The sequence below is a fragment of the Kriegella aquimaris genome, assembly GCF_900103215.1.
In the GTDB taxonomy this organism is placed as follows: Bacteria; Bacteroidota; Bacteroidia; order Flavobacteriales; family Flavobacteriaceae; genus Kriegella; species Kriegella aquimaris.
On record NZ_FNGV01000018.1, the window covers coordinates 53,485 to 77,104 of the forward strand.

General features: G+C 39.0%; 19 protein-coding genes. 10 read left to right on the forward strand and 9 right to left on the reverse strand.

Features of this window, described 5'->3' with window-relative positions; translation table 11 throughout:
* Positions 1-48: 48 nt before the first annotated feature.
* The 4 genes from BLS33_RS22480 to BLS33_RS22495 form a co-directional block, all read right to left on the reverse strand.
* Positions 49-2,394 carry an alpha/beta hydrolase gene (locus tag BLS33_RS22480; protein ID WP_089895215.1) on the reverse strand — a complete coding sequence of 782 codons (2,346 nt, stop codon included), beginning with the start codon at positions 2,392-2,394 and terminating at the stop codon, positions 49-51.
* Positions 2,395-2,439: 45 nt separating this feature from the next.
* Positions 2,440-4,959 carry a M14 family metallopeptidase gene (locus BLS33_RS22485; RefSeq protein ID WP_089895217.1) on the reverse strand — a complete coding sequence of 840 codons (2,520 nt, stop codon included), beginning with the start codon at positions 4,957-4,959 and terminating at the stop codon, positions 2,440-2,442.
* Positions 4,960-5,114: 155 nt separating this feature from the next.
* Complete coding sequence (locus BLS33_RS22490) at positions 5,115-5,486, reverse strand: PUR family DNA/RNA-binding protein (protein ID WP_089895219.1); 372 nt, start codon at positions 5,484-5,486, stop codon at positions 5,115-5,117.
* A 76-nt stretch (positions 5,487-5,562) separates the two neighbouring features.
* Positions 5,563-7,317 (reverse strand): ABC transporter ATP-binding protein, encoded by a 1,755-nt coding sequence (locus BLS33_RS22495; protein ID WP_089895221.1) that lies wholly within the window; start codon positions 7,315-7,317, stop codon positions 5,563-5,565.
* Positions 7,318-7,501: 184 nt separating this feature from the next.
* Here BLS33_RS22495 and nusB point away from each other — a divergent pair, with 184 nt between their 5' ends.
* The 4 genes from nusB (at position 7,502) to BLS33_RS22515 (ending at position 10,846) form a co-directional block, all read left to right on the forward strand.
* Positions 7,502-8,449 carry a transcription antitermination factor NusB gene (gene nusB, locus BLS33_RS22500; RefSeq protein WP_089895223.1) on the forward strand — a complete coding sequence of 316 codons (948 nt, stop codon included), beginning with the start codon at positions 7,502-7,504 and terminating at the stop codon, positions 8,447-8,449.
* 76 nt (positions 8,450-8,525) lie between these two features.
* On the forward strand, positions 8,526-8,999 hold the full coding sequence (locus BLS33_RS22505) for a DUF1573 domain-containing protein (protein WP_089895225.1): 474 nt from the start codon (positions 8,526-8,528) through the stop codon (positions 8,997-8,999).
* A gap of 25 nt (positions 9,000-9,024) precedes the next feature.
* A complete protein-coding gene (gene yajC / locus BLS33_RS22510; protein ID WP_089895227.1) occupies positions 9,025-9,312 on the forward strand; it encodes a preprotein translocase subunit YajC in 288 nt (95 codons plus the stop codon).
* A 214-nt stretch (positions 9,313-9,526) separates the two neighbouring features.
* Positions 9,527-10,846 carry a Gfo/Idh/MocA family protein gene (locus tag BLS33_RS22515; protein ID WP_089895229.1) on the forward strand — a complete coding sequence of 440 codons (1,320 nt, stop codon included), beginning with the start codon at positions 9,527-9,529 and terminating at the stop codon, positions 10,844-10,846.
* Between the two features lie 45 nt (positions 10,847-10,891).
* Here BLS33_RS22515 and BLS33_RS22520 read toward each other — a convergent pair whose 3' ends face one another.
* The 4 genes from BLS33_RS22520 to pepT form a co-directional block, all read right to left on the reverse strand.
* Positions 10,892-12,016: a DUF6920 family protein gene (locus BLS33_RS22520; RefSeq protein ID WP_089895230.1), complete on the reverse strand. Its 1,125-nt coding sequence runs from the start codon at positions 12,014-12,016 to the stop codon at positions 10,892-10,894.
* Between the two features lie 199 nt (positions 12,017-12,215).
* Positions 12,216-12,644 carry an SRPBCC family protein gene (locus tag BLS33_RS22525; RefSeq protein WP_089895232.1) on the reverse strand — a complete coding sequence of 143 codons (429 nt, stop codon included), beginning with the start codon at positions 12,642-12,644 and terminating at the stop codon, positions 12,216-12,218.
* 133 nt (positions 12,645-12,777) lie between these two features.
* Entirely contained in the window at positions 12,778-13,440 is a 663-nt protein-coding gene (locus BLS33_RS22530; RefSeq protein ID WP_089895234.1) for a hypothetical protein, read from the reverse strand.
* 185 nt (positions 13,441-13,625) lie between these two features.
* Positions 13,626-14,861 carry a peptidase T gene (gene pepT / locus BLS33_RS22535; protein ID WP_089895236.1) on the reverse strand — a complete coding sequence of 412 codons (1,236 nt, stop codon included), beginning with the start codon at positions 14,859-14,861 and terminating at the stop codon, positions 13,626-13,628.
* A gap of 142 nt (positions 14,862-15,003) precedes the next feature.
* Between pepT and BLS33_RS22540 the strand changes: the two genes are divergently transcribed.
* The 3 genes from BLS33_RS22540 (at position 15,004) to BLS33_RS22550 (ending at position 19,646) form a co-directional block, all read left to right on the forward strand.
* A complete protein-coding gene (locus BLS33_RS22540) occupies positions 15,004-17,859 on the forward strand; it encodes a TonB-dependent receptor (RefSeq protein ID WP_089895238.1) in 2,856 nt (951 codons plus the stop codon).
* 207 nt (positions 17,860-18,066) lie between these two features.
* The gene (locus BLS33_RS22545; protein ID WP_089895240.1) at positions 18,067-18,513 is read left to right on the forward strand and encodes a hypothetical protein; all 447 of its coding nucleotides are present in this window, start codon (positions 18,067-18,069) and stop codon (positions 18,511-18,513) included.
* Between the two features lie 89 nt (positions 18,514-18,602).
* Positions 18,603-19,646: a quinone-dependent dihydroorotate dehydrogenase gene (locus BLS33_RS22550; RefSeq protein WP_089895242.1), complete on the forward strand. Its 1,044-nt coding sequence runs from the start codon at positions 18,603-18,605 to the stop codon at positions 19,644-19,646.
* 31 nt (positions 19,647-19,677) lie between these two features.
* Here the strand turns inward: BLS33_RS22550 and BLS33_RS22555 are convergent, their stop codons facing one another.
* Positions 19,678-20,103, reverse strand: coding sequence for a Dabb family protein (locus tag BLS33_RS22555; RefSeq protein ID WP_089895244.1), 426 nt, complete (start codon positions 20,101-20,103; stop codon positions 19,678-19,680).
* A 143-nt stretch (positions 20,104-20,246) separates the two neighbouring features.
* Here BLS33_RS22555 and BLS33_RS22560 point away from each other — a divergent pair, with 143 nt between their 5' ends.
* The 3 genes from BLS33_RS22560 to BLS33_RS22570 all read left to right on the forward strand — a co-directional run bounded on the left by BLS33_RS22560 (position 20,247) and on the right by BLS33_RS22570 (position 23,475).
* The gene (locus tag BLS33_RS22560; protein ID WP_089895246.1) at positions 20,247-20,873 is read left to right on the forward strand and encodes a LysE family translocator; all 627 of its coding nucleotides are present in this window, start codon (positions 20,247-20,249) and stop codon (positions 20,871-20,873) included.
* A gap of 30 nt (positions 20,874-20,903) precedes the next feature.
* On the forward strand, positions 20,904-21,770 hold the full coding sequence (locus BLS33_RS22565) for a hydroxymethylglutaryl-CoA lyase (RefSeq protein WP_089895247.1): 867 nt from the start codon (positions 20,904-20,906) through the stop codon (positions 21,768-21,770).
* Between the two features lie 109 nt (positions 21,771-21,879).
* Complete coding sequence (locus BLS33_RS22570) at positions 21,880-23,475, forward strand: alpha/beta hydrolase-fold protein (protein ID WP_089895249.1); 1,596 nt, start codon at positions 21,880-21,882, stop codon at positions 23,473-23,475.
* Positions 23,476-23,620: the final 145 nt, after the last annotated feature.

Sequence of the window (23,620 nt, forward strand, 5' to 3'; positions counted from 1 at the left end):
AACGGCTTGTGCAATGGTTATTTTGTTCGTAGTCGAAATTGTTAAACCTTAAAATATTTTCATAAACCCAATATTATCAATAGCGACTACCCCGCTTTCATTTTTATCAAAAATAAATTTAATGTTTTCTATGTTGGAGAGATTAAAGTTTGGATTGATTTTTTGAAAGTCATTAACTGGAAAATAGAATGTTTGAAATACCATTTCTGACTGTTTGTCGTCTTTGATGAATCCAGTTTTCGTAATAATCACTTCAATTTCTCTTTGTAAAGGAGAAAATTTACTCAAGGGAAAAGAGACTTCTTGCCCAGAAGAGTCACTTAGTTGAATGGTGAAATCTATAGGCTTTTCGGCCTTCATTTTGTCTTCTTTATCTTCTTTTTTTTCATCATCGTTTTTATTAGTATCCTCATTTTTCTTGTTACTATTGTTTTTTACCCATTTCCCTTCTGATTTGGGGTTGGCGGATTCCTTAGATTCTGCCATTGAGAAAACCAAAACTGAAGAAGAATCTAAAGATGTTGAAGAAAGACTCATAGTGTAGCTAGCAATAAGAGAGTCCGGAACTGATTCAATCGATTTCTTTTTGTTTTCAATATCATAATACCAACCCGCGATAAGGGCTCTACTTCCTTTTTTCTCCCATTTGAGTTTTATTTCTTGCTCACGCCAAACGGATAGGTTCTTGGTATTAACTTTTCCACCATCACATGTCATTGTAGAAACATCAAAGTCTTCATCAAAATTGGCAACAGTCTTTAAATTAGAATCCTCGAATTGGTTCAAGTAGATAGTTTCGGGAAGCCAGGCTTTACCTACTCTAGAATCTACAAATAGAGGTAGGTACTCGTTTTTATTTCTTAATGTTATATCTAAGAAAGAACTAATATAGACCTGTGCAATTTTTATTTGATTTTCAGCAGAAATCAGTTGTTTGAGATTAAGAAGGCCCAAAAAAGGATTATAGGTATCGTTGTTGCCCCAGACTGTATTAAATTGGCCATGATTAGCCCCATAAATATAAAGTCCCGATTTAAAATGATAAAGACTGTCCTTAAAAGTTATTCTTTCATACTGTTGAGAGCCCATATAAGAGCTAACATCTGCGTCTTGTGATCCATGAATTACAAAATAGTCAATATCCTCTATTTCTGTTCTACTTCCTGCTGGTTCATATTGCCCGTCCATCGGAGCTATTGCTACAATCGATTTTATATTAAAATTGTAATCAAATTTAATTGAAGCATCATCTGGATAAAACGGTAGTTTATTAAACATCGCGGCATGAGCAACGGCTTCGCCACCTCTTGAGTGGCCAATAAGTGCCAATTTGGAAGTATCAATTTTTTCATAAAACAGGTTGTCTTCTTTCTTATTCCATTCATGCCAAACCTTTAGATGCTCGAGTAATAACCATCCCCGTGCATCATTTTCCTTAGCTAATGCTCCAAAATGTGAACCATTTATAAAATTCTGATCTACCGATGCGAGAATTATTCCTTTGGAAGCCAGTAATTCTCCAAGATATTCATATCCAGCATCTGAATAATAATGCATATCCACAGCTCCGTGGACAATAAGAGCCAAAGGAAAAGGACCTTCTCCATCAGGATACCAAACACGAGCATTTAAAGGCAGAGATCTGGAATCGAATCCGAAGTATTTTTCACTATACCAACCGCCTAAGCCTTTCCAATTATCAATAAAGGCAAGGCCGTTAACAGAATCAGTTTTAATATTGACTTCTGCCCCATATTCTGGTCGGTGTAAGTCCTTCCCACTTCCATACGTTAATGTCCTTACTGTGTAAAAACCTTTTTCGGAAGGAGAAATCGCCCTTATTTGTTGAATGTTTGAATCAGAGGATAGTGCTGCATTTGTAATTGGATCAACATCAAAACCATCTTGATAATATAAAACCCCAAGCGCAATGAATCCGCCAAAACCTATAATTGTTCCCAAACCTGTAATAATCTTTTTCGACTTTGATAAATTTTGATATTTGGTTCTTTTCAAAACTAATATAACAGCTCCACAAAGTGACGCCAAAACTATAATTAAAGCAGAGATAATCGATTTAGAGCTCATAAAAATCAGCAATGGCCACGTGATAAAAAGTGCCAATTTGTAAAAAGCTGGCACATTATTTAAAAGTTTGAGAACCCATCTAATCACAAAGGCAAACAATATGACAGCTAGAACAACGACCAAGCTTAATAAGAGTATCCATGGATCATTAAGCTTGTTATAAATTCTAATAGAGTATACTAGCCAAAAAAATGCTGTTGTCGTCAGCAAACCTAATGAAGCCCCTTTTACCGCATTCTTTCCGGGTGTGATAGCTTTGATTTGAATATTTATCCATTGGATAATCTGTTTGTGTTTCTGCTTCATATTTGAGGAAGGGTCAGTTTGATTGCTAACGAATAAATAGAACTATTACATCATCTTCCCAAAGAAAATTGCATTCATCAACAGTTTGTTTGTTCCGTACCAAAACGCCCTAAAGTTTGTATTGTCGGTAAAAACTATGATTCTTCCTTTGCCAATGTATTGTACTTGAAAAGGAACACTGTTCTTTAATAGCGCCAGATTCTCTTCCGAAATATAACCACTCAATAACGGGTTGTTGGTATATTGAATAGGGTTGTTATAGCTGTTTTTATCGGGTTCGATATAAATGTTGGTATTCCTGAAAAAGGGTAATCTGTCATCTTTATAACCAAAATTAATGGGATGGGAAAGATCGAGCTTGGCCTCAAAAATGGCACCTCCAGTGTTTTGGGCACCTTTAAAATCGTTTTTTTGACCAAACGATATATGTTTACCGACCAAGGTATCTTTTCTTAATTGTAATTTGATCAATTCGTTCTTGTTCAGCCAATTGATGGTTTTTTGATAGCCGATCAGTGTGCCACCTGCTTCGACCCATTCCTTCAGTTTTTTTGACTGATCTTTTGAGAGACTGCTCCCCATATTCGGAATAATTAAATCGGTATACTTGCTCAAATCCACGGAATTGAAGTAGGCGATATCGATTTTGGTAATCTTCATATCATAGCGCGTATCGAACAAGTGCCAAATCTCGCCAGCTCCGTGTGCATCGATTCCACTGCCGACCAACATGGCAACCCTTTGTTTGCCAAGAGGACTAAAACTATTGCTGCCTAAATCTATTCCTTTGGTAAGTCCGGAGTTTGCCGCCGTTATTTCAATTTTACTTTCTTGGGCAACTTTATTTAAAAAGTCGTACAATTCACTTGCTGCTAGTACTTGGTTTTGAACGGGGACCATAATCGTACCATAGCCGTAGTTTTTTCCATCTAGGCTAAAAGGTTGTTTTGCCACCTTGGCACGTATACCTTTGTTCAAAATCTTATTTAGGGCTTTTGGCGTGTAGTACTCGTTCCACTCAAAAAGGTATGCATAATTGCTTTGCGAATCGATTTTACCGCTTAAGGGTGTAAGACTTACGACTTCTTTTCCTGCAATCTTCAAAGAGCGGGATTCCGAATAGTCTAAATTAAAGGCGAGCGGAAAGGTCCAAGCTGAAATATCATAAAACAGGCTATCACTGAAGGTGGTTCTTTTTTCGAACATGGCCTTTATCAGGTTTTGGTTCTTTTGATTCATGGGAACGACATAGCTATAGCCTTTTTTATACGATTTACCGTCAAAGGAGATATCGTTCGAGAGTTCGTGAAACTTTATTTTATGTCGCTGTAATATTTCGGCTAGATGCCATGTTTTGGCGGCATCTTTGTTATCTCCAAAAACTAGGGCCTTGGTTCTGCTTATCGCCGACATTAGACCTACGTTTTTGAAAAAGTCTTGTTGGTACCTTAGAATTTTTACCCGCATCTCTTTGGCGGCTTCGATGGTAGAAAGGGCCGTTGTGAACTGATTGCGAATAGTAAAGGGGAATGTTAGTATTCCGTTTTGTGATTCCTGAATATGGCCTCTAGAGCTGGCTTGTTCAAAGAGAATTCCTATGCCCCCGTTCACATCGGGGAAAGTCGAACCCTTGCCATAAAAATAATCATCGTACTGTTCTTCGGAATAATATAAAGAACCGATTTTATCCAAAGCTTTGGCGTGGTATGTCGCAATTTCCGTAGTTAGTTCTTGATTCAGTTTTGGTGTCAGCGGATGTACCCGGTCTGGTTCTCCAGGTTGAAAGAAGAAGGTAGAGGAGGTGCCCATCTCGTGATGATCGGTAAGAATATTGGGCATCCAATTATGATACGTTTCGATACGTGCACGACTTTCGGGCAATTGTACCGGAAGCCAATCTCGGTTCATATCGAACCAATAGTGGTTGGTACGGCCACCAGGCCAGACTTCATGGTACTCGCGCTCATTGTTGTCGGCATTCAGATTGATGCTTTTATTGGTATTGGCCCAATATGCAAAGCGCTGCAATCCGTCGGGATTAAAGGCTGGGTCAACCAATAATATAATGTTTTCTAAAATACGTTCAATTTCAGGCCCCTGTGCAGCCGCCAAATAATAGGCGTAGGCCAGAGCTGCATTCGAACCACTTGGTTCGTTACCATGTATTGAAAAACCTTGGTAAACAACGATGGGCATGGTCTCGATATTCAGCGAACTGGTATTGACCTCGGTCAAGGCCAAATGGTCTTCACGAATCTTCTCAATGTTTTTATGGTTTTGCGGTGTGGTCACCGTAAGTAAAAGAAGCGGTCTCCCCTCAAAAGTCTGCCCCCTGTTTTCAATTGTTATGCGGTCGCTCGCCTTGGCCAACTCATGCATGTAAAATACAAGTTTGTCGTGGGTAACATGCCATTCGCCCACTTCGTGGCCGATTACTTCTTGTGGCTTGGGAATGCTTTGGTCGTAAGTGATATTATCTGGAAGGTAATAATCCAAGTCTACCGACTCTTGTGCATTTATATTTTGAAAGAGTATCAAAAGTAATGCGAATAGAATGTTTCTCATGCCACTTTGAATTTAGTCAGGTTATAAATGTAACCAATACTAGATGTTGTGTCAAGACTATTCGAGCAATATAATCAAATGGATTTACTACAAATAAATCAAACAAAAAACGGCCCTCATATTGAAGGGCCGTTTTTATTCAAGAATTTTTAATATTAAATATCGTCGAAACTGACATCGGTAAAGCTTTCCGTAGTCTTTACTTCGCCATTTTGAATGGGCTCTTCTTTTTTGAAATCTGACTGATGCCGCTCTGATATAACTTCGGTTCCTTTTTCATCGATGATAAAATCCATCATTTCCTCAACATTTTCCTTAAAGGCCGCAAAGTCTTCCTTGTAAAGGTATATTTTGTGCTTTTTGTAATGAAACGATCCATCGTCGTGCGTAAATTTCTTGCTTTCGGTAATCGTCAAATAATAATCATTTGCCTTCGTACTCCTGACATCGAAAAAATATGTCCTTCTTCCTGCCCTTAAAACTTTGGAGTGAATCTCTTCCTGGTCCATTAAATCTTTTTCGCTCATTTGATGTGGTGTCTATTGTTCATACTTCATTATCATATCAAAAATGTAAAAAAAAACTTGATTCAACAACAAATTTTCAGTTTTCTTTCTCAGATAGTTGGTTTAAATAAAGTGATTTATAATAACCCTCGACAGCAATTAAATCATCATGCGTTCCTTCTTGAAGCAACGTTCCGTCTTCAAGCACTAGAATTCTATCGGCATTTTTTGCCGATGACACCCGGTGGCTCACGATAAGTGTGGTTCTATTTCGGGAGGCTTTTTTTAGATTTCCTAGAATTTCTTCTTCCGTTTCAGTGTCTACCGCAGACAGACAATCGTCGAACAAATATATTTCCGGGTCTTTCAGCAAGGCACGTGCTATAGAAACACGTTGTTTCTGACCTCCACTTAAAGTGATACCTCGTTCTCCAAGAACGGTTTCGTATTTCTTGGCAAAGCCCATAATATTTTCATGAACCGCTGCATTTTTGGCTACTTTGACCACATCTTCGTCGGAAGCGGTATGATCTCCGAATTTTATATTATTTTTAATCGAATCTGAAAATAAAAAGGCATCTTGAGGTACTGCGCCTATAGCTTCCCTTAAACTATTTAGGTTCACTTTTTTAATGGGTATATCGTCGATACGGATTTCTCCTTCGGTAACGTCGTACAATCGGGCTATTAAATCTAAAATTGTCGATTTTCCAGAACCTGTTTTTCCGAGAATCGCCACTGTTTCTCCTGCCTTAATGGTAAACGAAATATTTTTTAGTGCGGTAATATTGGTGTCTTCGTAAGTGAAAGAGACATTTTTAAACTCAATTTTACCGGTAATGGGGGTAGCCTCAATTTCTTCATTTTTGATAGCTGGTTCTGACTTTAGAAACTCGTTGATACGTTTTTGAGAAGCTTCGGCGCGTTGAACTATAGAGGTCAACCAACCTACTATGGCAACGGGCCAGGTCAACATATTTACATAAATGATGAATTCGGCAATGACCCCGACAGACTCGATTTCACCGTTAATATACTGTTTGCCCCCTACATAAATGACAAGAATATTACTGATTCCTATTAATAGTACCATGAGTGGGAAAAACCAGGCATTTACTTTGGCAAGGTCCATACTTTTTTCCTTTCCCTCGACCGCCAAAAGCTGCAGTTCACCATTTATCTGTGGTTCTAGGGCGTAGGCCTTTATCACAGAAACTCCTGAAAAAACCTCTTGTGTAAATGTAGACAAGGTGGAAAGATATTCTTGAACAATGGTACTGCGCTTATGAATGACCTTGCTAATATTATAGATTAAGACCGATAATATGGGCAGGGGAATCAAGGCGTAGGCCGCTAGGGTGGGAGCGGTGATGAACATCAATGGAATGATACATACAAAAAGAGTGACCGTATTAATACCATACATCAAGGCGGGGCCGGCATACATTCGAACCTGTCCCACATCTTCACTAATTCGGTTCATAAGGTCGCCCGTTCTGTTTTTTTTGTAAAAATTTAAACTTAGCGACTGGTAGTGGTCAAAAACTTCATTTTTTAAATCATATTCGATATATCGTGACACATTTATTATGGTCTGTCGCATCAAAAAGGTAAAAAAACCAGATAACAGAGCAGCCCCAACAATGATGAGAATAAACTCCATGAGCAGATTCTCCGCAGAAGCATCCGTTATTTTTCCGCTTAAGGCATCTTCAACTACATTGATCGATTTTTTGACATAGGTGGGCATTACCAATTGAAAAACCCGGGCGATGATGGTGATGATAATACCGATCAGTAGTTTTGACCAATATTTTTTGAAGTATTTGTTAACGTGTTTAAGTTCCTTCATGTAATGTGTTGGCTATCGGAATAGGTTTTAATCTTCAATTTGCCAAAGATAGGGGTTTGCAGTAAAAACAAATGTTATAAAATACATAAGATAAAGACGCTTTCTTATGGTAGGTATTAGAAAAAGGATTGTTATTTTTGCGCCCTAGTAGTGAAACCAAACTCAATCTAAAAGTTCTTTCTAAATGCTTACAAGAAGGCATATTCGGGTAAAGGTGATGCAATGCATTTATGCCTTGACACAATCTAAAGACGATTCCCTTGAAAAACAGGAAAAGTTTTTAAAGGTAAGTATTGAAAATATGTACACTTTATATCTGCTGAATCTCAGTCTTTTGATTGAAGTACAGCAAATGGCCGCCAAGCAGGTAAAGCTTTCTTCGAAGAAGTATATGGCCAGTGCTACGGATGCTTATCCTAATAAAGAAAAATTCGTTCAGAATAGGGTGTTGGCGCAAATTGTGGGCAATACGCGTTTAAAGAATGAGTTTGACAACAGAAAATTAAAAAACTGGTATCTCAACGATGAATATGTAAAACTCATTTATAAGGAGATCGTTGAAAGCGATATTTACGCCAAGTACATGACGAGTGCATCGAGCACCTATGAATTGGATAAACAATTTATGTTGCAACTTTTCAAAGAGATTATTGCGCCGAACGAGAAAATTTATGAATATCTGGAAGATGATAAGCTGACTTGGGTCGACGATATTCCGATTGTGAACACTTATATCGTGAAGCAGCTTAAAAAGGTAAAAGAAGACCAAGATGATGGCTTTTTTCTGCCTAGGTTACTGAAAGATGATGCTGATATGGATTTTGCCAAAAAACTCTTGACCAAAACATTGCTGAACGATGCGAAATTGGAAAAAGAGATTGAGGGTAAAACTCCGAATTGGGACAAAGATCGTATTGCTGATATCGATTCTATTCTTTTGAAAATGGCAATATGTGAGGTTCTTAATTTTCCTTCAATTCCAGAAAAGGTCACAATGAACGAGTTTCTTGAGATAGCCAAAGAATATTCAACGCCCAAGAGCAGTATTTTTATTAATGGAATTCTTGATAAATTACTCAAGGAATACAAGGCCGACGGCAAACTAAATAAAACAGGTCGAGGGCTGTTATAAAATATTTCTTTAATTTTGCAGTTTAAATAAATTGAATAGGTATCTCTCAATTAATTAATATTAAAAATCCTGAGTTATGAAAAGAATAATTTTGGCATTTGGTTTAGTAGGTCTGTTTATTACAGCATCTTGTAAAGACAATGCATCAAGCAAAATAAAAAGCGACAATGTGGCCGTGGCCGCAGAGCGTGACGAAGCTGGAAAACAAGTTCCTGTGATGGAGTTCGAGAAAGCGGAGCACGATTTCGGTACTATCGATCAAAATACACCACAAGAAACCGTTTTTAAATTTACCAATACCGGTAATGCACCGTTGATTATCACCGATGCCAAGAGTAGCTGTGGGTGTACGGTACCAGATCCACCGAAAGACCCAATTGCTCCTGGTGAAACAGGTGAGTTAAAGGTGAAATTTAACGGATCAGGGCAAAATCAAGTGACTAAAACAATAACTGTAACCGCGAACACTGAAAAAGGTCAAGAGCTTTTGCGTATTAAAGCTTTTGTTACCCCTAAAGATGCCGCACCAAAGGGTCCTGTTGCCCAATAATTAATTAACTAAAAAGAACACATACATGGGTGACATTGGACAATTTCTTCCGATGATTTTGATTTTTGTCGTAGCTTATTTTTTTATGATACGACCTCAAATGAAACGTCAAAAAGATGAAAAGAAGTTTGCCGCAGAATTAAAGCGAGGTGATCGCGTTATCACCAAAAGTGGTTTACATGGCAAAGTGGTCGAACTGAACGACAAGGATTCTTCTTGTGTTTTAGAGACCATGGCCGGAAAGCTAAAATTTGATCGTTCGGCCATTTCTCTAGAGATGAGCAAAAAACTAAGTGCACCCGAGAAAAAATAAGGGCACGATAATATTTTTAAAAAAGCACCAATTTTGAAATTGGTGCTTTTTTTTGCCAAAATTTGAAGGTTACACGATTTTTTTATGTTCATTGAACATCTGCGTGTAACTTATTTCTGGTCTTAAGGGAAGTGAATTTAAAAGGTTTCCCTCGTTGTTTATTGTAGTTGTTTAGCGCTAAAATTGCTATATTCATAGCCGTAAATACTGTAATATGCAAAGCAATCGACGCAACTTTATCAAAAAGAGCACCTTGGCAATCGCTGGTACCAGCGCCTCTGTTCTCTTTCCTATGGAATTATTGGCCACTATACGAAAAAGAGTAGGTCCTAATGATCGAATCAATGTAGGTTTGATTGGGTGCAATGGTATGGGTTTTAGTGACCTGACCTCCATGTTGAAGATTAGTGAAGTAAACGTAATCGCCCTATGTGATGTAGATAAGAGTGTTCTTGAGGCACGTACGGCCGACTTGGAAAAAGCAGGTCTTAAAAAACCGATGTGGTATCGAGATTATAGAAAGTTGCTGGAGAACCCTGATATCGACGTGGTCCTTATCGGTACGCCGGACCATTGGCACTGTCTGCAATTGACCGATGCTTTAATGGCGGGCAAGGATGTTTATTGTGAAAAGCCAATTGCAAATTCAGTTCAAGAAGCCAACATCATGCTTAATTATGTGGGCTCTAGCGATCGAATGGTTCAAATTGGTCAATGGCAACGAAGCCAGCCTCATTTTGTCGATGCCATTAATTTTGTACATTCAGGTAAATTGGGTGAAATACGGTTGTCTAAAGCTTGGGCCTACCAAGGTTGGATGAAACCTGTGCCTATACTTCCCGATAGTGCACCACCTGAGGGGGTAGATTATCAAATGTGGCTTGGTCCCGCGCCAGAACGTTCCTTTAATCCCAATCGGTTCCATTTTAATTTTAGATGGTTTTGGGATTATGCTGGGGGACTTATGACCGATTGGGGTGTACATCTTATCGATTATGCGCTTTATGGTATGAAGGCCGGTACCCCGAAATCTGTAATGGCCCTTGGGGGAAAATTCGCCTATAAAGATGATGCCTCTGAAACACCTGATACCCTGCAAACCGTTTACGAATATGACGGCTTCTCGATACTTTGGGAGCATGCCACTGGAATAAGTAACGGTAATTACGGCCGAGACCACGGAATTTCTTTTATTGGCAACAATGGAACACTTGTGTTGGACCGCAAGGGTTGGGAAGTCATTCCCGAGGACGATCGTATGGAGCGTATCCCGCTACAAAAGAATGAAGGTAGCGGACTCGACCTGCATACGGTGAATTTTATCGAAGCAGTTAAAAGTAGGGATGCTTCAAAATTACATGCGCCTATAAAAGTGGGATATGATGCTGCACTTGTTTGCCATATGGGTAATGTAGCCTTTAAAACCGGAAACCGTATTTATTGGGATGCCGAGACAGGAAATTTCAAAGAAACCGCTGCCAATGTACATTTAAAGGCAAACTATCATAACGGCTGGAAACTACCCTTGGTCTAACATTTTATAACCTTCGGATATTTAAGTTCGAACTTCAGGGATGATCTACGGTTTTTTAGGATTGTTGGGTACAGGAATTTTTTGCGTGTTATACGCAATGTCCGTTATTTTAAGTTTTAACCATGTCCAATCCCCATTCTCTAATTTCCAATTTGCTTTTAATTCCACGGGTATTTTTATACCCTTGATTTCTTCGGTCTTGGTTGCGAGAACAGACCATTGCGTGGGTTGGGAATCTTTTTCATCTTTGAATCGCATAGTTACGAACTTTTTGAAATTTCCGCTCGCGTCAAAATGAAATACTCCCGAACCTTTTGTACCATTATACTCCATTGTTGCTCTGGCCGAAAAATCATCTACAGGATCCCAAGTGATATCACGACTTAAAGCAGCGGAGGGAAACCACACAATTTCAGCTAAATACCGCTGTAATGTCGCTTGATTTATTTTTTCACTGTTTTTGGAATTTACAATTGGAATAAGGGAAAATAGCTTAATTGTCATCTCTCCCTTTCCATTCTCAAATTTATCTCTACCGACCAGTGACAGACCAAGGTTCATCTTTAGGTTTACGGTCCAATTAAAACCTGGTGGTTGAATAGTAAAATACTGTCTTGCTTTGGCATTGTTCCAATTTTGTTGTTCAGGTTTCATGAGCATTTGCAAGTCTTGCTCTAAATACACGTTTTGCACAAGTTCTTTGCCTAAAATACCGCTATTGACAACCCACTTTTGAACTATGGTCGGCAAGTCAGTAATCATTTGTTCTGAAACGATAGTTTTTTTTGAGGCTTCGGAAGAAGTAAGCATTTGAACTGTTTCTCCATTTATCTTTTTCTTAAAGTCGTATGAGGAATAAGCAATAAGAATGGATGTAATGATTATCAAATTTATAAGTGTACCGAACTTGGCATCTTGCCAATATAATATAATCAGAAACTGTGAGAGTAAAACGGCTAAAATTCCAATCATCCACCAGCCATTGTGTTGAATTAAGAATAAAACTAGAGTTGTTAGAAATAGAATGAATGCCATTAACCAAATAATTCCGAAAGGTTTGGAAATCGGTTGGGTTATTGCATTAAATTCGGAAATGCCAAATGCTTTCAGAAATCCGAACAAATGTATAATTCCGTGTATTGAAATCAATATGGCTAGAAGTATGCGCATGGTCTTTTCTGTCTGTAGCTTGCAACTGAAAAGTGGTCTAAAAGTCCCTCGATTGCTCTTTAAAATTACTGATTTCTTATAAATAGAACTCACATTAAATAAAAAATAAGGTTGGTGGTCGCTACTTTTTAACTAGGGAGCACACGGGGGAAATCTTTATTTTATGGTAGGCTATCAGATTTTATAGCCGGAAACTCATTTAGTCTCTTTCTGCAAAAGGCACTATTTTTCCTTTCTCCACATAGAGTTTTAATCCGCTTAGCAACATGGCCCAACAAAAGGATGATCTTTTAAAATGGTCGTTGCATGATGGCCATCCTATATGCCAGAATTTAATTTGAACATTAGCTGTTTTTTGTTCCAAATCAAAACCGAAAGAGGTTGGGTCCCAGTCCTTATCAGATTTGGTCATCTTAATGTAGAAAGCTTTGTCTTTCTCTACTATTATAACTTTGCCATACCAATCGTATTCCGGTGTAAAGAAAAAATTATAGACTTCGTTTTCGACAGGAACTCCTTCACATTTAAAAGGCCACCAGTTTTCAAGATGTTTCGGTTCGGTTATGGCCTGGAAAATCTTGGAGATAGGCGCATTTATCTCTAAATTGTGGTAAATCGCGTATGTCATGTCTTTAGCTTTCAGAACAATTCCTATTAGCTACTAAGGCTGTTCACCAAAGTTGTTTATTATTGATGTAAAGAATCGCATTGTTCTTTCCATATGACTTAAAAATACAGTTTACAGGTTTAGTTTTCTAATGTTAACCATTATCCCTGGCAACTGGTTTCACCTGTAATTTTTTCTTCCAATATACAATGTAAAAGGTGCCAAGAATCGTTGGTGCCAACCATATAAATATGGTTCCGATGTGAAGCCCTGCAACCATAAATGCCGTGAAAGAAGCAATGAGCGCACCAACCATGCGGCTTAGGTGATTTTTGAGCCACATATTTTTGTTTTTGGTAAAATTCATGAACATTTGGTAATCTTTTATGGTCAACAATGCGCCGAACCCTCCAAAGAACAAATACAGAATTGAAGCGTCATTTTTCTGAAATAATCCAATCATTCCAATAACTAACATACCCATTGAAGCGATTAGCATTATGCCCGAGATGCCTTGGTCTAAGATGTTCGCTTTGTTTTTTGCTTTGTTCTTGAATGTTAAGGCCCTGTTGCCGGCCAACACCATATATATGGTAAATATGCCGATTAAAAATAAAAATAAATTTTCGTGATTGGGCATCCGGGCTATAATTAGAGAAATCAAAGAACTGGTAATCATCGCATAGGAGAATATCTTCCCCATTTTTTTATGAGGTTTGCCTCCTTTTTTTGCGATGACGCTTCCAATACCTGTAATAAGCCCAAGTCCACCTAAAAATGCATGAATGTAGATTAAAATTGTAATTGTTTCTTCCATCTGGTTTTAATTGAATCTATGCATCAAAATTCTAGATATAGCTTAGCTTTTTAAAGTTTAAATCTCTGAAGTGTTGTATTTGGAGACCGAGCTGTTATTAGAATACTTCATAAATGGCTGAAAATGGCATTTAGCTTTCTTCTGGAAAACTGGGATAATCGGTTTTTAGATATCCTTATTTTGCACTAAACATTCTGATTTTTTGATGCAGTGAGTTCGCAAATTTTTACAATAACTTCAACCGCCTTTTGCATACTTTCTACAGGTACATATTCGTATTTCCCGTGAAAATTATGACCGCCAGCAAAAATATTAGGGCAGGGGAGCCCCATGAAACTGAGTTGTGAACCGTCGGTACCTCCTCTAATGGGTTTGATAATGGGGGTTATGCCAACTGCTTCCATAGCTTCTCTCGCAATGTCAACAATGTGCATAACGGGTTCTACCTTTTCACGCATATTATAATATTGGTCTTTTACTTCCAATTGAATGCAACCACCATATTTACTGTTTAGTTCTTTGGTAATATCGTGTAACAACTGTTTGCGTTTTTCAAAGTGACCTTTGTCATGGTCGCGAACAATCAATTCGAATTCGGCATGTTCTATTTCTCCTTTCATATGATGTACATGAAAAAAGCCTTCCCTACCTGAGGTTCGTTGCGGTGTTTCGTTTGGAGGAAGTAGTTCCATAAACTCATTGGCGATGGTTATGGCATTTACCATTTTATCTTTGGCATAACCAGGGTGTACACTTTTTCCTTTAATTACGACTTTGGCACCGGCCGCATTGAAATTTTCAAATTCAAGTTCACCCACTTGGCTACCATCCATAGTATAGGCCCAATCGGCGGCAAACTTCGAGACATCGAACTTATGGGCTCCACGGCCTATCTCTTCGTCGGGGGTAAAGCCAATTTTTATTGTCCCGTGTTTTATTTCGGGATGTTCGATCAAGTGTTCCATTGCTGTAACAATTTCGGTGATACCAGCTTTGTCATCGGCCCCCAGTAGCGTAGTACCATCTGTAGTAATAAGGGTCTGGCCTTTGTATAGCAATAGGTCTTCAAAATAATCAGGAGACAAAATAATGTCCATCTCTCTATTTAAAATAATATCACCGCCATCATAATTGGTGATGAGCTGCGGACGTACATTGGTACCCGAAAAATCGGGAGATGTGTCAAAATGAGAAATAAACCCTATGGTAGGTGCTTCGATATCAATGTTACTCGGTAAGGTCGCCATAATATAGGCGTTGTCATCAATAGAGACCTCGGGCATACCGATTTTCTTTAAGTCGCTTACAAGAAGTTTGGCCAAGTGCCATTGTTTTTCAGTACTGGGGGTTGTATTTGAAGTTGGGTCGCTTTGCGTGTCTATCGAGATATAGCTGATAAAACGATCAATAATATGTTGCATCAAAAATTTTCTTTAAAAATACAATAATGGAATCTACCTATCATCGTACAACGTAAATACTGAATGATTTTTACGTGTTTTCCTTAATCAAGGGTAAAATTCCGTAACTTTTAGGCAATATTAATTCAAAAAAAACAACTATATGAACAAGCACTATTTTTTTATTGTCGTTTTCTTATGGGGTGTTGGCTTTGCCAATGCACAGATAACGGGGAATGTATTAGATGACGATGGAGCGCCGCTGCCGGGCGCATCCATCGTCAAGAAAGGAACTACAACGGGTACCACATCCGATTTTGATGGTAATTTTACTATTGATGTAGCCATGGGCGACACTTTGATCGTTTCCTATATCGGTTTTGAAACCAAAGAAGTCACTGTCAATAGTACCGAGATGAGTATTCAACTAACATCTGGTGTGGCACTATCCGAGGTTATTATTGTAGGGTCGAGAAACCCCAATCGAACAGCTACCGAAAGTACGGTTCCTGTTGATGTAATCGATATTAGTGAACTGAATAATGTGGCTCCGCAGGTAAATTTAAACCAAATTTTAAATTTTGTGGCTCCTTCGTTTACCTCGAATACCCAAACAATATCCGATGGTACTGATCACATTGATCCCGCTTCTTTACGAGGGTTAGGCCCTGATCAAGTTCTGGTCCTTATTAATGGTAAACGAAGACATACTTCGTCTCTTATCAATGTAAATGGAACTTTTGGAAGGGGAAGCGTTGGAACCGATTTAAATGCTATTCCTGCAGCGGCCATTCAACGTATTGAGGTACTCAGAGATGGTGCGGCTGCACAATATGGTTCCGATGCCATTGCTGGAGTAATCAATATAATATTGAACAAAAGTGTGAACGAATTGACCACTACGGTTACCACGGGAGCCAATTTCACAAAAAATGCCAATGATCAAACCGGTGGTGTAGATGGTGCAACCACGAATATTGCAGCTGGTTACGGTGTTGCCTTGGGAGATAACGGAGGCTTTATCAATTTCTCCGGTGATTTTGATGTACGGTCGGAATATAGCCGAATGAAAGAATGGGAAGGTGAAATATTTAATCTTTACAATACGGTAGAAAGGGTTGCCAATTCTGATGGCTACGATATTAGTAATTTGTTGGATGATGACGTCGATGATGTTATTCAGTATGCGAATCAAGCCGGAATCAATTTAAATGGGGCAACGACAAAAGAAGAGTTGGGTGAAGTACTAGGTGCCGATGCGACCCAAGCCGAACTTGCCGCACGCGGGCAACAACGAAGCGATTATAATATGCGGGTGGGCCAATCTGCATTACGCGGGGGCCGGTTATTCGGTAATTTCTCACTTCCGTTAGACGATAATGGAACAGCAGTATATGCCTTTGCCGGAATTAGTTCGCGTACTGGAAATTCAGCGGGCTTTTATAGACTGCCAAATCAGAGCAGAACCTATACCCCAGCATATATCAATGGATTTTTACCGGAAATCAATTCGAATATCAAAGATCAATCGCTATCTGTAGGAATAAAGGGTTCTATTGGCGATTGGAGTGTTGATTTGAGTAATACCTATGGTAAGAATGCCTTTTTATACACCATTGGCAATACATTCAATGCCTCAATGCAAAATGCCTCTCCAACTTTCTTTGATGCGGGTGGATTTTCTTTTTTACAAAACACCGCAAATTTAGATGTGACCCAATTCTTTGACGATGTGATGTCGGGATTGAACATTGCTTTTGGTGCTGAGTACCGGGTAGAAAACTACGATATTATAGCTGGTGAAGAAGCATCTTATGCCCAATATACTGCAAACGGACAGCGGATTACCTTAGCTTCCCAGCAGCCTTCACAAGATTTCTTTGGAAATTCCAGACCGGGAGGCTCACAGGTATTCCCGGGGTTTGCACCAGTGAATGAATTGTCTAGAGGGCGCAGTAGCGTTGCAGGTTATATAGATTTGGAAGCTGATTTTTCTGAAAAATTCTTGGCTAGTTTTGCATCCCGATTTGAAAATTATAGTGATTTTGGTTCGACTATAAACTTTAAAATCGCATCGCGTTATAAGGTTTCCGACAATCTGAATATTCGTGGTGCCGTGAATACCGGTTTTAGAGCACCTTCATTACACCAAATCAATTTTAATTCCACATCCACTATTTTTGATAATGAAGGTAATCCGCAAGAAGTGGGCACTTTTGCCAATGATAGTAGGGCGGCAAAACTTTTGGGTATTCCCGAATTAAAAGAAGAAACTTCGAGCAGTGTCAGTTTGGGGCTCACCGCAAAAATTCCTGACGCGAATTTGACACTAACTGTTGATGGTTATTACGTTGAAATCAATGATAGGGTAGTTTATACAGGCCAGTTTGAAGGGCCAGGGACAGGTACGGAATTGGATAATTTGTTAAGGCAGGCGAATGCTACGGCAGCTTCGTTTTTTGCCAATGCCATCAATACTGAATCCCGAGGTTTAGATGTTGTCATTACCCATAAAACTGACTTAGGAAGTAACTGGCGGTTGAAATCTGATTTGGCGGGTACATTTTCCAAAACAAATCAAATTGGTGATATCAATGCTTCCCAAGTATTGCGAGATGCCGGTTTGGTCGGTACTTATTTTCCTGAAGACAGTAGAGTGTATCTTGAAGAAGCGGTGCCTAGAACAAAAGTAAATTTATCGAACAGTCTTACCTCTGATAAGTTCATCATTTTTTTAAGAAATGTTTATTTTGGGGAAGTTACCGAAGCTACCACTACAGTTGCCAATCAACAGGTATTTGGCACCAAATTGGTAACCGATCTTTCTATAGGGTATAAGGCAACTGATGCCCTTACCTTTACCATAGGGGCGAATAATTTGTTCGATATCTATCCTGACAGGGCAGAGGATGCCTTTGGCAACCGAAGTTCGGGCCGCTTTGATTGGTCGCGTAGGGCACAGCAATTTGGTATCGGAGGACGGTTCTTGTTCGCCAGATTAAGTTTCTCGCTCAAATAGTTTTATTACTTTTACTTTGGAAAAAAATGATTAAGGCTGCTTCACGCGGCCTTTTTTATTAGGTTTGATATAAAATGTATTATAACAGATTTAACAAAAAAAATGGATGAGTTCGGCGATAAATTTCAAAATGGACTATATAATTTTTAAAGAAAAATTCTGTTTATAGTAGTGCAAAGACCGCACTTGATTTCTTAAACTAAAATTATGTTTGTAAAAGCCTTGGCGTCATTTTCAGTTCTTTTCTTTATTTCATTTCTCTGTCATGCCCAACTACCAGATTGTACCTTGGGCCTCGGTAGTAGCAAAACGGAGAACATTATTACAATTTTCCAGCTCAATGAAGCGCAGATAGCCGTTTTAGAAGAACTTCAGGGCAAGGCTGAGGTTTCAAACAAGGTTTTGGAAGAGGAAGCCAAAAAACTCTTTGCCGAACATCCGCAGAGCACAGAAGCAGAAATGATCGTACTGGCACAGAAATACAAAAAACTTCAACTGAAAATGGTCGAACTTTCGAAAGAAAGCGACACAAGACTGTTAGAGACCTTTAACGAAAAGCAGTACCAGCGTTATAGAAGCTTGTGTAAAGAGGCTTTTCGCGACCCTATCAAAGTCATTCCCGCAGTTTATACCGATAGCATCTCCCCCGAATGAAACTTTTTCTAGGTTGTTGAAAAAATCACGGGCTTCCATAAGATTACCATACTTAAGTTCGTATTTTTGAAAAAATCTCACGGTAACCCATGTATAAAATTTTTGTACGTCCCTTTCTATTCTTGTTAGATGCGGAAAAAGCACACTATTTGACCTTTTCGCTGGTACGATTTCTTTCAAGGTTGGGTTTTTCCGGCCTTTTCAGATCACTTTTTGTAATAGAGGACAAACGTCTTGAAAGACAGGTTTTCGGGTTGACCTTCAAGAATCCCATTGGTCTTGCTGCAGGTTTTGATAAAGATGCTAAATTGTATAATGAATTTTCGAATTTCGGTTTCGGTTTTGTTGAAATTGGCACCTTGACTCCGAAACCCCAAAAAGGAAATCCTAAAAAAAGATTGTTTCGTTTAAAGGCCGACGAGGCGATTATCAACCGAATGGGATTTAATAATTTGGGTGTTTTTGATGCGGTGGAACGGTTGAAGAAAGAGCATAAAGTATTGGTAGGAGGTAATATCGGAAAGAACAAGGTTACCCCCAATAAGGAGGCGATCAAAGATTACCTGATTTGTTTTGATGCCCTTTTTAATTACGTCGATTACTTCGTGGTAAACGTTAGTTCGCCGAATACCCCAGGTTTGAGGGAACTTCAAGATAAGGAACCATTGACCGCTTTGTTGCTCGAACTTAAAAAACAAAATTCAAAACAGGCCGGAAAGGAATCGGTACCCGAAAAACCCATACTTCTAAAGATAGCACCTGATCTCTCTGAAAACCAGTTGATGGATATCATCTCTATTGTCAAAACGACAAAAATTGATGGAATTATCGCTACCAATACGACCATTGAACGTCGAGGATTAAAGTCCGATATGGTTTTAACCGAGCAAAATGGAGGGCTAAGCGGAAAACCTTTGACCCAACGAAGTACCGAAGTTATTCGGTTCTTGGCAGAAAAAAGTAACAAGGCATTTCCAATAATCGGGGTGGGCGGAATACATTCCGCAGAAGACGCACTTGAAAAATTAGAGGCCGGTGCCGATCTGATACAACTCTATACAGGTTTTATCTATGAAGGGCCGAGCCTTATCAAAAGAATCAATAAGGCGATTTTGGCGCAACAGAAAAACTAGGGTTGGTTATATATAATTCGACGACTGATCTTTACTTTGAAGCCCAATAATCTACGACAGTAACATCATCTAAATGACCTGATAGTAAGGCTCCAAAAGCTTTATGGTCAGGGTGTGGTAAATATATCGCACGGTCTTCCTCAGATTTGAATGTCAAAAAGAAACAATGGGTCAAGCCTTTGTTCAATCCTTCGGGGCTATTGTTCAATCCCCATTCATAAGAAATAATTTGTGGAATTTTCGAAGGTAATGCCGCAAAGGCATCCTCGATTTCCTTAATTTTTTCTGGGGCTGTTCCTTCTTTGAACTTAAAAAGTACCACGTGACGTAAAAGACTATCTTGAGCCATTGAATTTTCTATTTTTTCTGTGGATATATCATTTTTTTCTTCGCTTCCCGAAAATCCGAATACGGAAAACGACATCATAAATAGTAAAGTAAAACCTATATTTTTCATCTGGTTTATTTTAGTTTGTTGGAAAGATATAAAAAATGATGAATACTCTCTTGGGTTTTGTAGATTTAAAGCCAGAAGAAAAGAAGCCCAGAATCAATACAAGTAAATTTTAAGTTGTAACAACTTAACTGTAGCCTTTTATATTGAACTACGAAATTTTATACACTTTTATCTTAGCTACAGCTGCTTTGGCCATTACCCCGGGCCCGGATAATATTTATGTCTTAATGCAGGGTATGGCACATGGTAAAAAGTATGGTTTGGCCACTGTTGCCGGATTACTTTCGGGCTGTTTGGTGCATACGAGTTTGCTTGCCTTCGGAGTATCGGCACTACTTCGAGAAAATGACCAGCTTTTTTTTGCCATAAAATTGTTCGGAGCGCTCTACCTATTTTACTTGGCCTATAAAGTGCTAAAAAGTGAAGCCAGCTTAAAATTGTCTGATGATATCGTTCCCAAAAAAGGGGTTTGGTCATTGTTTAGACAGGGTTTTATTATGAACGTGTTAAACCCAAAGGTGGCCCTTTTCTTTTTGGCTTTTTTTCCTGGTTTTTTATTTAGCGATACGTTGGGCACTGCGGCACAATTCTTTATTCTCGGTTTGCTTTTTATTGTAGTCTCTTTTTTTGTTTTCGGATTTATTGCCCTTCTGGCAGGTACCATTTCAGACTATGTAAAAAGAAACGAAAACATAGCTGGATACCTCAAATGGTTTCAGGTTTTTGTGTTTATCGGCATTGGTGTCTTTATCTTGTTATCGAATAATTAGTAGTATTTTTAAGGGGTAGTTTTAAGGTCTATGTCTGAAAAAGTTAAACTTATTGAGTGCCCACGCGATGCCATGCAGGGTATTAAGACTTTTATTCCAACGCCGGAGAAAGTAAAATATATTCAGTCACTGCTAGGGTGCGGGTTCGATACTATTGACTTTGGTAGTTTTGTATCTCCCAGGGCCATTCCCCAAATGGTGGATACGGCCGAAGTTCTTTCTCGATTAGACCTATCAAAAACGAAGAGCAAACTGTTGGCCATCGTGGCAAATGTACGTGGTGCTCAAGACGCTTGTCAACATGAGGCAATTTCATATTTGGGGTATCCTTTTTCTATTTCAGAAAACTTTCAAATGCGAAACACCCATAAGACGATAGCACAAAGTATTGAAGTTTTAAAAGAGATTTTTGATCTCGCCAATGCGGCCAATAAAGAAGTAGTGACGTATATTTCTATGGGCTTCGGCAATCCTTATGGTGACCCTTGGAATGTTGAGGTTGTGGGCGAGTGGACAGAAAAGATGGCCAAAATGGGCGCAAGAATATTGTCGCTATCCGATACAGTGGGTACCTCTTCCCCAGAGACTATCGATTACCTTTTTTCGAATTTGATACCACAATATCCTGAAATTGAATTTGGAGCACATTTGCACACTACGCCCACCAAATGGCATGAAAAAGTTAATGCGGCTTATAAGGCCGGTTGCCGAAGGTTTGACGGTGCTGTCCAAGGTTTTGGTGGCTGCCCCATGGCTAAGGATGAACTTACTGGAAATATGCCTACGGAGAAAATGCTATCCTATTTTACCGCGGAAAAAGTTGATTCTGGTGTTAATTGGATGGTATTCGAGGCAGCTTACAATAAAGCCTCCGAGCTGTTTTTAAAGTATAGATGATCAAGGTGTATACGCTAGTAAGTTTTCTTGAAAGTCTCCCAGTCCAACCTAAGATGACCTTTTTTGTTTTTAATAGTTATATTTAAGGTATCCAATTATAAACCATTCTATGTCACTTCCAGCTACACATAAAGGCTTCTGCATTATTTCAAGAATTTGTCTTAATGCCATTATCTCATTTACCTTCTTGGTTTCCTTTCTGGTTTATTCTCAAGAGGAATATCCCCATGGTCCAGATTCTGACAAATATGAAGGTATTCCACATGGAACAGTGACAAAACATACTTGGGAGAGCACAATTTTTCCGAATACCATTAGAGATTACTATGTTTATGTGCCTGCCCAATATAAACCTTCGGAGCCGGCAGCGCTTATGGTTTTTCAAGATGGACACACTTATGTAAAGGAAGATGGGGACTTTAGGGCACCCACGGTTTTTGATAACTTAATAGCCCAACAAAAAATGCCTGTTACTATTGGCCTGTTCATCAATCCGGGGCATGATAAAAATATGCCGACACCGGAGAATCCGTGGAGAGCTTCCAACAGAAGTACGGAGTATGATGATGTCTCCGATACCTATGGTCGGTTTTTGTTGGAGGAAATGATTCCGGAACTAAAAAAGAACTTTACTATTTCTGATGATCCAAAAAAGTGGGGAATTGGTGGTATTTCTTCAGGTGGTATCTGTGCATTTTCAGCGGCGTGGTTCTTTCCGCAGCATTTCAATAAAGTATTGAGCCACATTGGTAGTTTTACCGATATACGCGGAGGGCATGCCTATCCCCCCATGATTCGACAACAGGATAAAAAGGATATAAAAGTATTTCTACAAGACGGTTCTCATGACCTTAACAACCAATATGGCAATTGGTGGTTGGCCAACTTGCAAATGGAATCAGCATTGAAATTTAAGGGGTATAACTATAAGTTTGTCCAAGGTACCGGTGCTCATAACGGCAATCATGGCGGGGCTATCCTTCCCCAATCATTGAATTGGTTATGGAGTGATGTGGTTCCCGAATTAGCAGATTCGGGGGTTTACTCTTTTCCAAACGACAATGAAAACAAGGTAATGATGGCTGGTGAAACCTTCTATTTCGACGATATGGAACTAAAGACAGTCCATTTGACGAATGCTTCCGCCCCCATAAGCTTGAACGATTCTCAAAACGAGCGAATCGTTATTGTAAAGGAAGGCGAACTTCGGGTTTCCGTAAATAAAAAAAAGAAAACTATTGGCGCCAATAGTGTGATGGTTTTACTGCCTGGTGATAAAGGGTCTATTACCTGCGCATCAACAGACGCTACCTATTATACCATGGTTTATCGTTCGAAAAGACCAATGGACCAACGTCGTGGTAAAAAAGATGGCGGCTCCTTCATAATCGATTTTGATGATTTAAAATTCAAGGAACATGATAAAGGGGGCATTCGAAACTATTTTCACCGCGCCACGGCAATGTGTCCTTATTACGAAATGCACGTGACCAATTTGAACGCAGGAATAAAGAGTCATGAACCCCATACGCACAAAGCTTCGGAAATTATATTGATGATAAACGGCGATACCGAAATGGAGATAGGAAATGAGAAATATACTGCTCAAGAGGGTGATTTTTATTTTGCTTCCGGAAATATTCCCCATGCCATAAAAAATGTAGGTAGTGAACAATGTATGTATTTTGCCTTTCAATGGGAGTGACATAATTGTTAAGCGTATTAGTTAAAATGTACACTCAAAAATTCACTGAAGCCTCCGATAATCAATCGTTCTTCGCTCTACTTTAGAACTCCTGTATTCTTTTTGTCTTTTCAGGCAATTGTAAATTGCTATTGGGAATTATTGT

Bases quoted from the DNA above. Each gene is read 5' to 3' on its own strand.
- BLS33_RS22555 (WP_089895244.1), bottom strand. From the start codon at position 20,103: ATGAAAAATATAGGTTTTACTTTACTATTTATGATGTCGTTTTCCGTA.
- BLS33_RS22540 (WP_089895238.1), top strand. From the start codon at position 15,004: ATGAACAAGCACTATTTTTTTATTGTCGTTTTCTTATGGGGTGTTGGC.
- BLS33_RS22545 (WP_089895240.1), top strand. From the start codon at position 18,067: ATGTTTGTAAAAGCCTTGGCGTCATTTTCAGTTCTTTTCTTTATTTCA.
- nusB (WP_089895223.1), top strand. From the start codon at position 7,502: ATGCTTACAAGAAGGCATATTCGGGTAAAGGTGATGCAATGCATTTAT.
- BLS33_RS22480 (WP_089895215.1), bottom strand. From the start codon at position 2,394: ATGAAGCAGAAACACAAACAGATTATCCAATGGATAAATATTCAAATC.
- BLS33_RS22490 (WP_089895219.1), bottom strand. From the start codon at position 5,486: ATGAGCGAAAAAGATTTAATGGACCAGGAAGAGATTCACTCCAAAGTT.
- BLS33_RS22550 (WP_089895242.1), top strand. From the start codon at position 18,603: ATGTATAAAATTTTTGTACGTCCCTTTCTATTCTTGTTAGATGCGGAA.
- BLS33_RS22505 (WP_089895225.1), top strand. From the start codon at position 8,526: ATGAAAAGAATAATTTTGGCATTTGGTTTAGTAGGTCTGTTTATTACA.
- BLS33_RS22530 (WP_089895234.1), bottom strand. From the start codon at position 13,440: ATGGAAGAAACAATTACAATTTTAATCTACATTCATGCATTTTTAGGT.
- BLS33_RS22515 (WP_089895229.1), top strand. From the start codon at position 9,527: ATGCAAAGCAATCGACGCAACTTTATCAAAAAGAGCACCTTGGCAATC.
- BLS33_RS22525 (WP_089895232.1), bottom strand. From the start codon at position 12,644: ATGACATACGCGATTTACCACAATTTAGAGATAAATGCGCCTATCTCC.
- BLS33_RS22495 (WP_089895221.1), bottom strand. From the start codon at position 7,317: ATGAAGGAACTTAAACACGTTAACAAATACTTCAAAAAATATTGGTCA.
- BLS33_RS22570 (WP_089895249.1), top strand. From the start codon at position 21,880: ATGTCACTTCCAGCTACACATAAAGGCTTCTGCATTATTTCAAGAATT.
- BLS33_RS22565 (WP_089895247.1), top strand. From the start codon at position 20,904: ATGTCTGAAAAAGTTAAACTTATTGAGTGCCCACGCGATGCCATGCAG.
- yajC (WP_089895227.1), top strand. From the start codon at position 9,025: ATGGGTGACATTGGACAATTTCTTCCGATGATTTTGATTTTTGTCGTA.
- pepT (WP_089895236.1), bottom strand. From the start codon at position 14,861: ATGCAACATATTATTGATCGTTTTATCAGCTATATCTCGATAGACACG.
- BLS33_RS22520 (WP_089895230.1), bottom strand. From the start codon at position 12,016: ATGCGCATACTTCTAGCCATATTGATTTCAATACACGGAATTATACAT.
- BLS33_RS22485 (WP_089895217.1), bottom strand. From the start codon at position 4,959: ATGAGAAACATTCTATTCGCATTACTTTTGATACTCTTTCAAAATATA.